Genomic DNA, 11,589 nt, shown 5'->3' on the forward strand with positions numbered 1-11,589 from the left:
GGTGTTGCCTTTCAGGAGGAGGAAATGGTTGCGCAGATGCCTGCGCCAACGGCTCTATCAAGCGGCTGCCAGGGCCGGGAACCCGGCGCCCGGTTAGATGGCGGTGTAGCCGCCGTCGATAACCAGCTCGGAACCGGTGGTGAAGCGGGACTCGTCGGAGGCCAGGTACAGCACCCCGTAGGCGATCTCGTCCGGTTTGCCCTGCCGGGGAAGGGGATTGGAGCCCACCAGCTGCTTGTAGTAGGCATCAGCGCCCATGTCCGACTGCTCGGCCGAGCGGCGGCTCATCCGGGTGTCCATGGAGCCGGGGTGGATGGAATTCACCCGGATGCCGTGGGCACCGTACGCCGCCGCATCGGACTTGCTCAGGAGCCGGACTGCACCCTTGGTCGCGTGGTACAGCGGCACGTTCCGTCCGCCCGTGATTCCGTGGATGGAGGAGAAGTTGACGATACTGCCGGCGCCCTTTTCGATCATGCCCGGGACCACGTGCTTGGTCATGAGCCAAACGCCCTTGACGTTGACGTTGAAGATCGTGTCGAAGTCGGACACCGAGGCGGTGTGCGAGGCTCCGGCCGGCCCAATTATTCCGGCGGCGTTGACCAGGATGTCCGGCGTCCCGAGATCCTCGCGGACCTGGCGGATGGCTTCTGCGACGCTCTCCTCGCTGGTGACATCGACGTCGTACTCTTTGACGTTGGTGTGGGAGGTTGCGGCGGGGATGCCGGCAACGTCCAGGCTGGCGACTGCTGCGCCGTGTTCTGCCAGCAGGGCGGCGGTGGCCCTGCCCAGGTCACCGCGGCCGCCTGTGACGACTGCAGTCTTGCCTGCCACGCGGTTCGCTGTGGTGTTCATGCGGTCTGCTCCTCGTAACTCCAGCAGCCTCGTTGCTGCATCCCAGCCAGAGTGGCAGGGGAGCTGTGACTGGAACCACATGTTTACCGATCAACGGCAAAAGTTGGTTCCTGCGGCTTTGCCTAGTGGCTTTGGCGAAGGGTGCCCTTCAACTCGCCCCGCCAGCCGAGGGCCCGCGAGATCCCGCGGGCCGATGCCATCAGCAGGGGCACCCGGGCGGCTGCATTCTCCTCGTTGCGCGGGACCACCACGCTGAGCGCCGCGCGGATGGAGTTGTCCGGTCCGAACACGGGAACGGCGATGCCGCTGGATTCGGGAACAATCACGCCCGGCATGGCTGCAAAGCCCCGCTGCCTGATCGCGGCCAGATGGCGGCGCAGCACGGACGGGTCGGTCAGCGTCGTTTCGGTGAATTTCGTCAGGGGCCGGGCCAAGAACCTGTCCTGGTAGGCCGCGGGGGAGTGTGCCAGGAGGACAAGGCCCGACGACGTCGCGTGGAGCGGCAGCCGGCCCGCAACTTTGGTGATGTCCACGATGGTCTTATCCGAGCCCAAGCGCTCGATGTACAGCACTTCGTCCGAATCCAGGATGCCCAGCGTGGTGGAGTGCTGCACCACGGACTGGACGTCCTCCATGAAAGGCAGCGCGGCTTCCCTCAGGCTGAGCGTCTTGGACCCCCGGGAGGCCAGTTCCCACATCCGGGTGCCTATATGGATGTCGCCGCCGGGCTCACGTTCGAGCAGCCGTTCGTGGAGCAGATCGTTGACCAGCCGGTAGGTGGTGGTGACCGGCAGCCCGGTCCTGCGCCCAAGTTCGGCGACGCTCATGGAACTATGGCGGTCGTCGAATGCACTCACGATCTTCACGAAGCGGCCGATGATCGACTCGCCCGACGCGGAATTGGCCACATTGCTCCTTCGGATTCCCGCTCAATGGTAATCCTCCTCCTGTGCCGCCCCCTGTTCCCCTCAGGCTCAGCCTGGCGGATCGGTCACTGTCACCCTTACGGAGCAGGCATCTGCCGCGGCCTTCTTCAGCACGGCGGCCCGGGGCTCGGCAACGTCCAGGTAGGGCAGGCGCGGCAGGCGCGCGTAATCACGCAGGGCGGGGTCCTGGAGGACCAGGTCAGCCAGGGCCCGGTCGCCGCCGGGCACCACATATTCGAGGGCGGCCGCGCGGAACACCTCCGCGGCCTGCTGCGCCACGGCCGCCACCAGGGCATCCGCCTGGTTGGAACGGCGGCGGGCAAACCGCTGCTGGGACTGGCCGCCAGCCGCCGTGCGGGACTGGACGTACCGGGTGCCGGCCTTGGACGCGAGGAGGGTGCCTTCGCTTGCCACCCCGATGCCGTATCCGCCCCGCCGCACCAGCAGCAATCCCAGGCGGCGTGGCTGTGACGCAAGCGCAGCCAGCCGCTCCAGCGGGCCGGCGCCGCGTCCCGGACGCCCATCAGCCGGCCACGGCGCCTGCAGGAGTGCCTCCGTGCCGTCGGCCGCCACAAGGAGCAGGCCGTCGTCGCCATCCTGCAGCCGGTAACCGCCGTGGGAGGTGCCGAAGCGCTCCGCCCAGCCCGCCAGCCGCGGACCGGACACGAATGCTGTCCTCACGGACGGCGGGTCCTTGGGGTTGGGGGAGCGGGAAAAGCAGGTGCTGGACTGGAAGTAGCCTATCTATGTGGATGATCTCTTCGGGAACGGGCCAGAAAACGACGACGACGATCGTCCCGTCGCGGGGGAAAGCGCAGGTTCCCGGGGACAGGGTTCGCGCGGCAAGGGTTCGCCGCGGAGTCCGCTGGCCGTGCGCATGCGGCCCCGCACCCTGGACGAAGTGGTGGGCCAGCAGCACCTGCTTGGCCAGGGGTCGCCGCTGCGCCAGCTGGCAGCCGGGGCGGGCGCGGATGCCGCCGGTCCGGCCGGACCCAGCTCCCTGATCCTCTGGGGCCCTCCCGGTACCGGCAAGACCACCCTGGCGCATGTGATTGCGCGCGGACCCGGCCGCAAGTTCGTGGAGCTGTCCGCCATCACCGCCGGCGTCAAGGACGTCCGACGTGTCATGGACGACGCCCTGACGGCCCGCGACCTGTACAAGACCACCACGGTGCTGTTCCTCGATGAGATCCACCGCTTCAACAAAGCCCAGCAGGACGCCCTGCTGCCCGGCGTCGAAAACCGCTGGGTGGTCCTGGTGGCTGCCACCACGGAGAACCCCTCCTTCTCGGTGGTCTCGCCCCTGCTCTCCCGCTCCCTGCTCCTGACGCTCAGGCCCCTGACCGATGCGGACATCGAGGGCCTCCTGGTCCGGGCCGTGGAGGATCCGCGGGGGCTGGGCGGCAAGGTCCGGCTCAGCGATGAAGCGCTGGAACACCTGGTCCGGCTGTCCGGCGGTGACGCCCGCCGCGCCCTTACCGCCCTGGAGGCCGCGGCCGGCGTCGCGTTCGGTGACGCGGACGACGTCGAACGTTCCGTGGGGGAGGAAGGCGCACCTTCCGCGCCTGCCGACGAAGAGCCGGTCACCGTGGAGCTGCGCCACACCGAGCGCGCCCTGGATGCGGCCGCCGTCCGGTATGACCGCGCCGGCGACCAGCACTACGACGTAGCCAGCGCCTTCATCAAATCCATCAGGGGGTCCGACGTGGACGCGGCCCTGCACTACCTCGCCCGGATGCTCGAGGCGGGGGAGGACCCCCGGTTCGTCGCCCGGCGGATTGTCATCTCCGCGGCGGAGGACGTGGGCATGGCAGACCCCACCGCGTTGCAGACCGCCGTGGCAGCAGCACAGGCGGTCCAGCTGATCGGTATGCCCGAGGGCCGGATCATCCTGGCCGAGGCCGTGGTCCACCTCGCCACCGCACCAAAGTCGAACGCCGCCTACATGGGCATCAACAAAGCGATGGCGGACGTCCGGGCGGGCCTCGGCGTCGGAATTCCCGCGCACCTGCGCGATGCCCACTATCCGGGCTCGAAGCAGCTGGGCCACGGCGTTGGCTACAAATACGCCCACGATGCGCCGCACGCAGTGGCCACCCAGCAGTACCCGCCGGATGACCTGGTGGGCCGCGACTACTACCAGCCCACCGGCAACGGTGCCGAACGGGATATCGCCCAACGGCTGGAACGCCTGCGGAGGATTGTCCGGGGCACGTAATGCCGTGGTAAGCTGAATCTTTGTCTGGCAAGGCGCGGACGCACAATCTCCCCAATTCAGGTTGGCAAGGTTATGCCCTGCGCCCAGTAGCAAAAGGCAGCGGTTGGCCGATGCTCTCCATCGTGGAGGCCAGTAACACTGACACACCGCAGATATTGGAAGGACACAAGTGGCTAACAACACTCGTGCTCGCCGTCAGGCCCGCCTCTCGCGGTCCCTCGGCATTGCCCTGACCCCCAAGGCCGCCAAGTACATGGAGCGCCGCCCGTACGGCCCCGGTGAGCATGGCCGTGCCCGCAAGAAGCAGGACTCCGACTACGCCGTACGTCTGCGCGAAAAGCAGCGCCTGCGCGCCCAGTACGGCATCCGCGAAGCACAGATGACCCGTGCCTTCGAAGAAGCCCGCCGCACCAAGGGCCTGACCGGTGAGAACCTCATCGAACTGCTCGAAATGCGCCTTGACGCCCTGGTCCTGCGTGCCGGCTTCGCCCGCACCATCGCCCAGGCCCGCCAGCTGGTTGTGCACCGCCACATCATGGTTGACGGCGTCCGCGTTGACCGCCCGTCGTTCCGCGTCGGCGAGGGCCAGCTGGTCCACGTCCACAGCCGCAGCGAAACCATGGTTCCGCTCCAGGTTGCCGCTGCCGGTGCCCACCGCGACGTCCTGCCTGCCGTTCCGGCCTACCTGGACGTCAAGCTGGAAGCCCTCCAGGCCCGCCTGGTGCGCCGCCCCAAGCGTTCCGAAATCCCGGTGACCTGCGAAGAGCAGCTCGTCGTCGAATTCTACGCACGCTAAATCCCAGCAGCGTACCCAAAGAAGCCCGTGGCAAGCGCCGCGGGCTTCTTTGTATGTAAGGTACTTGGGGGACATCTGCGCGGCGCCCCCTCCGGGCGCCTGCAGGATGGGACCCACCCACGGAATTTCGAGGAGATGAACGTCTATGTCTGGTGGCGATATTGCCGGCCTGATCGCTGCCGGGGTGTTCGCGCTCCTGGTCCTGCTGCTTGCGGTGCCCATCCTGAAGCTGGGAAAAGTCTTCGATGAGGTGCGGACCACCATCAGGTCCCTCAGCGACGGCGCCACCCCTTTGATGGACGAGGTCACGGCCACCGTTTCCACCACCAACCAGCAGCTGAAGAAGGTTGACGGTATCTCGTCGAACGTCTCGGATGCGTCCGCCAACATCTCAGCGCTGTCCTCGCTGGTGGCCGCAACGGTTGGTTCCCCGCTCATCAAGGTTGCCGCCTTCAGCTACGGCGTCCGCAGCGCCTTCGCCAACCGCCGGAAGCCCGCCGCCGGGCGCCGCAGCCGCTAGATTCGAAAAGAACAAACATGAAAAGAATTGTCTGGATGGGAATCGGCGTGGCCATTGGCGTCATTGCCTTCCGAAAAGTGAGCCAGGCCCAGTCCAGCCTCGGGCCGGAGGGCCTCAACCGCACCGTGGGACGGCTGGCCGACGGAGTTTACGACTTCGCCGACGCCGTCCGCGCAGGGATGCATGAACGGGAAACCGACCTGAGGACCGCCCTGGGCATCGAGTCCGCTGAAGTGGTCCGCCGCTAAGGCCCTCAGGGGCTTCCAGCAGGCAGCCAGCCAACAACCGGCAGGTCCCCGTTGAGGGAACCGCCACTTGAACGAAATACCCGTGCCACCCCTCGGCGCGGACCAAGAAGGGTAAGAAAACAGCTCATGAAGTCGCAGGAGATCACAAAGCGCTGGGTGGACTTTTTTGTCAGCAAGGGGCACACCGCGGTTCCCTCCGCGTCGCTGGTCTCCAGCGACCCCTCGCTGCTGTTCACGGTGGCCGGCATGGTCCCGTTCATTCCCTACCTCACCGCCCGCGAGGAAGCGCCCTACTCCCGCGCCACCAGCGTCCAGAAGTGCATCCGCACCGGCGACATCGAGGAAGTGGGCAAGACTGCCCGCCACGGCACGTTCTTCCAGATGTGCGGCAATTTCTCCTTCGGCGACTACTTCAAGGAAGACGCCATCAAGTTCGCCTGGGAGCTGCTCACCAAGAGCGTTGACGACGGCGGGTACGGACTTCCGCCCGAGAAGCTGTGGGTGACGGTCTACGAGGAGGACGACGAAGCCGAGGAGTTGTGGCTGAAAAACACCGGCGTGCCCGCTGAGCGCATCCAGCGCATGGGCAAGTCGGACAACTACTGGTCGACGGGCCAGCCCGGGCCGGCCGGTCCCTGCTCCGAGATCTACTATGACCGCGGACCGGCCTACGGCATCGAAGGCGGACCGCTGGCTGACGAGACGCGCTACATCGAGATCTGGAACCTCGTGTTCATGCAGTACCAGATCGAAAACGTCCGCTCCAAGGTCGACTTCGACATCGTCGGTGAGCTGCCCAAGAAGAACATCGATACCGGCCTGGGCATGGAACGCCTCGCGATGATCCTGCAGGGCGTCGAGAACATGTACGAGACCGACCAGGTCCGTCCGGTGATCGACAAAGCCGCGGAACTCTCCGGCAAGGAGTACACCTCCGCCGAGTCCGAGGACGATCCCCACCACACGGACGACGTCCGCATGCGCGTCGTAGCGGACCACGTCCGGTCGGCCCTGATGCTGATCTCCGACGGCGTGACCCCCTCCAACGAGGGCCGCGGCTACGTCCTGCGCCGCCTGATCCGCCGGGCCGTCCGCTCCATGCGCCTGCTCGGCGTCGAACAGGCCTGCCTGCCTGACCTGCTGCCCGCCTCACGCGACGCCATGAAGGGCGTGTACCCCGTGGTGGCCACCGACTTTGACCGGATCAGCCGCATCGCTTATGCCGAGGAGAAGGCCTTCCTGCGCACCATCGCCTCCGGCACGGCCCGGCTCGAGGACGCCGTCAAGGAATCCAAGGCAGCCAACAAGCCGCTGTCCGGCGAGGACGCCTTCGCGCTGCACGACACCTACGGCTTCCCCATCGACCTCACCCTCGAAATGGCCGAAGAAGCCGGGCTGAAAGTGGATGAGGCGGCTTTCCGCAGCCTGATGCAGGAACAGCGCCAGCGCGCCCAGGCCGATGCCAAGGGCAAGAAGGGCGGCCACGCGGACGTCAGCGTCTTCCAGGAACTCCTGGGCCAAGGCGAGACCGTCTTCACCGGCTACACCGAGCTCGAAGGCGAGTCGCGCGTCCGCGGCCTGCTCAGCGCCGGCCGCCAGGTGCAGCAGGCAGCCACCGGAGACGAGATTGAACTCGTCCTCGCGGAAACCCCGTTCTACGCCGAGGCCGGCGGCCAGGCCGCGGACACGGGCTTGATCACCGGCGACGGCTTCGTCGTCGAGGTCCTCGACGTCCAGCGCCCCATCAAGGGCCTGAGCGTGCACAAGGCGATTGTCCGCGAGGGCGAAATCGGCGCCGACTCGCTGGTACGCGCCGCCGTCGACCGTGAACGCCGCCATGCCGCCGAGCAGGCCCACACCGGAACGCACATCGTCCACGCCGCCCTGCACCAGATCCTTGGCCCGGAAGCTACCCAGCGCGGTTCCTTCAACAAGGCCGGCTACCTGCGCTTCGACTTTGCCTGGGGCGAGGGCCTGAGCACAGCCACACGGTCCGAGATCGAAGAGGTTTCCAACCTCGCGATCCGCAACAACTACTCCGTGGAAACGAAGATCATGGGCCTGGCCGAAGCCAAGGCCATGGGCGCCATGGCCCTCTTCGGTGAGAACTACGGCAGCGAAGTGCGCGTCGTGGAAATCGACGGCGCCTGGTCCCGCGAACTGTGCGGCGGCACCCACGTCGCCAACACCTCGCTGATCGGCAGCCTGTCCCTCCTGGGCGAACAGTCCGTGGGTTCAGGCAACCGGCGCGTGGAAGCCTTTGTCGGCATGGAAGCGTTCCGCCACCTCGCGGCGGAGCGTGCGCTGGTCACCGAGCTGACGGACCTGCTGAAGGTGCCCTCCGGCCAGCTCGCCGACAGGATCTCCGCCACCCTTGCCAAGCTGAAGGCTACCGAGAAGGAACTAGACCGGCTCCGCAAGGAACAACTGACCGCTGTTGCCGCGCAGCTGGTTGACACCGCCAAGGATGCCGCCGGCGTCCGGGTGGTGGCCCACGATGCGGGAACCGTCAGCGGTGCCGACGACCTCCGCGGCCTGGCCCTTGACCTGCGCAACCGCCTCGGCTCCACGGCTGCCGCGGTTGCCGTGGCAGGCGTCGCCAACGACCGCCCGCTGATCCTGGTCGCCACCAACGAAGCGGCCAGGGAGGCCGGCGTCAAGGCCGGTGCCCTGGTGCGCGTCGCTGCCGGCGTGCTCGGCGGCGGAGGCGGCGGCAAGGACGATGTTGCCCAGGGTGGCGGTACCGATGCCGGTAAGGTCGGCGCTGCCCTGACCGCCGTCGTCGACGCCATTGCGGGGCGATAACCCAGCCATGACGGATGCTGTTGCTGCCGGCGGCTACCCCCAGGGCGTGAAACTGGGGGTGGACGTCGGCACCGTCCGCGTAGGGGTGGCCATCTGCGACCGGGACTCCATCCTGGCCACGCCCTACAAAACCCTCGACCGGAATGCCAGGAAAAACTCCGACGTACGCGTCATCGCCAAACTGGCGGAGGAGTTGGGAGCCGTGCAGGTCATCGTTGGCCTGCCGCGGACCATGAAGGGCGAGGAACACTCCTCGGCGAGGATGGCCACGGACTACGCCCTGCTCCTGGCGGCCGAGCTCGCCGCCCGCGGCCTGGCAGTCCCGGTCAACCTGGTGGACGAACGCCTCAGCAGTGTCTCGGCCCACCGCAACCTGCACGAAGCTGGCATGAGCAGCAGGGACCACCGTAAAGTAGTTGATCAGGTCGCGGCGGCGGGGATTCTCCAGCACGCCATCGACATGCAGAAAGCCAGGGGAGCGGATGTCGGCTCACGCGTGACAGCGCCATCCCCGTCCGTGGACCTGGGGGCCGGTGGGGCGGACCAGCCCGTCCGCGCCATGCCCGCAGACACGGCCCAATCTTCACATAATGGAAGGCAACAGTGAGCCCTGCCAACATTGACGACACCTCCGGTCCGCTGGACCCCGGGGCCGCGAGGCCGCTGACCCGCAAGGAACTGCGGGCCCGGGAGAAGAGCCTCAACACCGGAGGCCACGACGCCGTACCCGAGCAGGCCTACGAAACCGGTGACGTCCCGCCGCCGCCCGCAGCTCCTCCCGCGGCCGCGTCTCCCGCGGCCGAATCCACCTTCGCTCCACTCCCCGCCGCCGGAGACGTTCCGGCTGTTCCGGAGACACCGCCGTCCATCCAGGAAGACCAGCCTGCGCCCGGTTCCTTCGGCAACGATGCCGGCCCCGGTGTGCCGGCCCCTCTCCAGCACCACGACGCCGTCCCCGGGCACGAGGACGCTGCGCACCACGCCACCCCGGACGCCGTCGGGTACCATCCGGACGACGTCCACCATGCCGGGGCGGACTTCGATGACCCCGCGCACCGCGACGACGTTTCGCACCCACTGGACAACCACCACTTCGACGCGCACGAGCACCACTTCGACGCGCACGAGGCGGACCTGCACCACGAGGCCGTCGTGCACGGCCACCAGGAAGGCGTGCACGATGACCATGCGTACCACTCCGCCGGATACCACGAGGACCCCCACGCGGACGTCCCGCACCAGGACGCAGGCCACGAACTGCTGCCAGGCTCATCGGCCGCCCAGGTAGTGCGGCCGTCCAAAAAGGTCCGGCGCCGCCGCAGGCTGCTGGCGCTGTTCCTGACCCTCGCTGTCTTTGTAACGGCGGTCGCCGTGGGCGCCCAGTTCCTCAAACCCCTCCTGGGCAGCGGCAAGCCCTCGGATTTCCCCGGCCCAGGATCGGGTGAGGTCCAGGTGACCGTCGCCAGCGGTGAAGGGACGCGCTCTGTCGCCACCGAGCTGGAAAACCAGCGCGTGGTCGCCAACGCGGATACATTTATGCAGGCGTTCCACGCCTCCGGCGGGACCCTGTCACCGGGGGACTACACCTTCAAGACCGAGATGAAGAACGCGGACGCCGTCAATGTGCTGCTGGGCAAGGACAAGACCAAAGTCATCTACTTCGCCCTGAGCGCGGGCCTGCGGGTCAACGAGTCCCTGCAGGCAATTTCGGAGGGCTCCGGAGTGTCCATGCAGACCCTGCAGGCGCTCAGCAACCAGCCTGCCCAGTTCGGCCTGCCTCCCAACGCGAAAAACCTTGAAGGCTACCTGGCCCCCGGCGAGTACCGCTTCCCGCTGGGCACGCAAGCCAAGGACATCCTGCAGGCACTGGTCAAGGCCACCACCGACGAACTGGTATCGCAGGGCATCACGGACCCCGCCAAGCAGTACGAGGCCGTCATTGTGGCCAGCATCGTCCAGGCCGAGGGCGGGCAGGCCGACTACGGCGACGTGGCCGGCGCCATCTACAACCGCCTCAAGCCCAACGACCAGACCGGCGGTTTCCTGCAGGTTGACTCTGCCGTCACGTACGGCCTTGGCACCCGAAGCTTCAACTTCACGGATGAGCAGCGCCAGGACAAGTCCAACCCGTACAACACCTACGCGAATCCGGGACTGCCGCCAGGACCCATCGGTTCACCTGGCAAGACCGCCATTGACGCGGCCGCCCGGCCAAAGGCGAATGACTACCTGTACTGGGTAACCATCAACCTGGACACCAAGGAGACGAAGTTCGCCAAGACACTGGCCGAACACAACGCCTACGTCGAGCAGTACAACGCGTGGTGCCAGGCCAACGCGGGCCGCTGCACATGAGCCTGCGGGCTGCCGTCCTGGGCCACCCGATCAGCCACTCGAAGTCCCCGGCGCTGCACCTGTCCGCCTATGAGCGGCTGGGTGCGGGCATCAGCTACACGGCCATCGACGTCACGGAGGCCTTGCTGCCGTCCTTCATGCGCCAAATCCGGAACCAGCCGGGCTGGCGCGGGCTCTCGGTGACCATGCCGCTGAAGACGGCCATGCTCGGCGAGGTGGACGAAGTGCGGGGCGTGGCAGGCACCCTCGGAGTGGTGAACACTGTCACCTTCGAGGAATCCGCCGGCGGAGTGAAGACTGTGGGCTCCAACACGGACGTGACCGGCATCGTCAACGCCCTGCGCCACGCCGGTACCCGGGCAGCACCGTCCGCCGTCATCCTCGGCGGCGGCGGAACAGCGGCATCCGCGGTCGCGGCCCTGAAGGAGCTGGGCACCGGCAGCGTGCAGGTCTTTGTCCGTGATGCGTCGCGGACAGCAGACGTCCGCTCCGCCGCGGACAGCCTGGGCGTGGCCCTTGAGGTGCGCCCGATGGTGGGTGCGGCCCGCCCCACGGCGGATGCCGACGTCGTCATTTCCACCCTGCCGCCCCGCGCCGCAGATGGACTCGCCGCCGAAATTGCCGCGCTGAAGACCAGGACGCCCGGCGTCCTGCTGGACGTTGCCTACGATCCGTGGCCCAGCCTCATCGCCTCGGTGTGGCAGGCCGGCGGGGGCGCCGTAGTGCCAGGCCTGGAGATGCTGCTGTACCAGGCCGTGGAACAGGTGCGGCTCTTCACCCGCCGCGGGGAAGACGTTAACGCACCTGTCATAGATGTGATGTGTGACGCAGTCGGCCTTGCCCGACGCGCGTTGTGACCGCCCTAC

Annotated in this window: 11 protein-coding genes; 8 read left to right on the plus strand and 3 right to left on the minus strand. The window is 67.3% G+C overall.

Features of this window, described 5'->3' with window-relative positions; translation table 11 throughout:
- Positions 1 to 93: 93 nt before the first annotated feature.
- The 3 genes from BACI349Y_RS09570 to BACI349Y_RS09580 form a co-directional block, all read right to left on the minus strand.
- Positions 94 to 855 carry an SDR family NAD(P)-dependent oxidoreductase gene (locus BACI349Y_RS09570; RefSeq protein WP_159631904.1) on the minus strand — a complete coding sequence of 254 codons (762 nt, stop codon included), beginning with the start codon at positions 853 to 855 and terminating at the stop codon, positions 94 to 96.
- A 122-nt stretch (positions 856 to 977) separates the two neighbouring features.
- Positions 978 to 1,763, minus strand: a complete 786-nt coding sequence (locus tag BACI349Y_RS09575) for an IclR family transcriptional regulator (protein ID WP_159631905.1) — start codon at positions 1,761 to 1,763, stop codon at positions 978 to 980.
- A gap of 66 nt (positions 1,764 to 1,829) precedes the next feature.
- Positions 1,830 to 2,462 carry an acVLRF1 family peptidyl-tRNA hydrolase gene (locus BACI349Y_RS09580; protein WP_236560785.1) on the minus strand — a complete coding sequence of 211 codons (633 nt, stop codon included), beginning with the start codon at positions 2,460 to 2,462 and terminating at the stop codon, positions 1,830 to 1,832.
- Between the two features lie 67 nt (positions 2,463 to 2,529).
- On the opposite strand from BACI349Y_RS09580, the gene BACI349Y_RS09585 reads away from it, so the two are divergent.
- From BACI349Y_RS09585 to BACI349Y_RS09620, 8 genes are all read left to right on the plus strand, one after another.
- Entirely contained in the window at positions 2,530 to 3,999 is a 1,470-nt protein-coding gene (locus tag BACI349Y_RS09585) for a replication-associated recombination protein A (RefSeq protein WP_159631906.1), read from the plus strand.
- A 169-nt stretch (positions 4,000 to 4,168) separates the two neighbouring features.
- A complete protein-coding gene (rpsD, locus tag BACI349Y_RS09590; RefSeq protein WP_009357431.1) occupies positions 4,169 to 4,795 on the plus strand; it encodes a 30S ribosomal protein S4 in 627 nt (208 codons plus the stop codon).
- Positions 4,796 to 4,940: 145 nt separating this feature from the next.
- Positions 4,941 to 5,315 (plus strand): DUF948 domain-containing protein, encoded by a 375-nt coding sequence (locus BACI349Y_RS09595; protein ID WP_141160339.1) that lies wholly within the window; start codon positions 4,941 to 4,943, stop codon positions 5,313 to 5,315.
- Positions 5,316 to 5,332: 17 nt separating this feature from the next.
- Positions 5,333 to 5,563 (plus strand): DUF6167 family protein, encoded by a 231-nt coding sequence (locus BACI349Y_RS09600; protein WP_224026156.1) that lies wholly within the window; start codon positions 5,333 to 5,335, stop codon positions 5,561 to 5,563.
- A gap of 126 nt (positions 5,564 to 5,689) precedes the next feature.
- Positions 5,690 to 8,368: an alanine--tRNA ligase gene (alaS, locus tag BACI349Y_RS09605; RefSeq protein ID WP_159631907.1), complete on the plus strand. Its 2,679-nt coding sequence runs from the start codon at positions 5,690 to 5,692 to the stop codon at positions 8,366 to 8,368.
- Between the two features lie 7 nt (positions 8,369 to 8,375).
- Positions 8,376 to 8,975 carry a Holliday junction resolvase RuvX gene (gene ruvX, locus BACI349Y_RS09610; RefSeq protein ID WP_159631908.1) on the plus strand — a complete coding sequence of 200 codons (600 nt, stop codon included), beginning with the start codon at positions 8,376 to 8,378 and terminating at the stop codon, positions 8,973 to 8,975.
- Positions 8,972 to 10,723: an endolytic transglycosylase MltG gene (mltG, locus tag BACI349Y_RS09615; protein WP_159631909.1), complete on the plus strand. Its 1,752-nt coding sequence runs from the start codon at positions 8,972 to 8,974 to the stop codon at positions 10,721 to 10,723. Before ruvX ends, mltG begins: the two co-directional genes overlap by 4 nt.
- A complete protein-coding gene (locus BACI349Y_RS09620; RefSeq protein ID WP_159631910.1) occupies positions 10,720 to 11,580 on the plus strand; it encodes a shikimate dehydrogenase in 861 nt (286 codons plus the stop codon). The genes mltG and BACI349Y_RS09620 overlap by 4 nt, the downstream gene beginning before the upstream one ends.
- Positions 11,581 to 11,589: the final 9 nt, after the last annotated feature.

It is taken from the genome of Arthrobacter sp. 8AJ, assembly GCF_902506025.1.
In the GTDB taxonomy this organism is placed as follows: Bacteria; Actinomycetota; Actinomycetes; order Actinomycetales; family Micrococcaceae; genus Arthrobacter.

Coding starts and splice junctions, on each gene's coding strand:
- BACI349Y_RS09570 (WP_159631904.1), bottom strand. CDS start 855: ATGAACACCACAGCGAACCGCGTGGCAGGCAAGACTGCAGTCGTCACA.
- BACI349Y_RS09595 (WP_141160339.1), top strand. CDS start 4,941: ATGTCTGGTGGCGATATTGCCGGCCTGATCGCTGCCGGGGTGTTCGCG.
- BACI349Y_RS09600 (WP_224026156.1), top strand. CDS start 5,333: ATGAAAAGAATTGTCTGGATGGGAATCGGCGTGGCCATTGGCGTCATT.
- alaS (WP_159631907.1), top strand. CDS start 5,690: ATGAAGTCGCAGGAGATCACAAAGCGCTGGGTGGACTTTTTTGTCAGC.
- ruvX (WP_159631908.1), top strand. CDS start 8,376: ATGACGGATGCTGTTGCTGCCGGCGGCTACCCCCAGGGCGTGAAACTG.
- BACI349Y_RS09620 (WP_159631910.1), top strand. CDS start 10,720: ATGAGCCTGCGGGCTGCCGTCCTGGGCCACCCGATCAGCCACTCGAAG.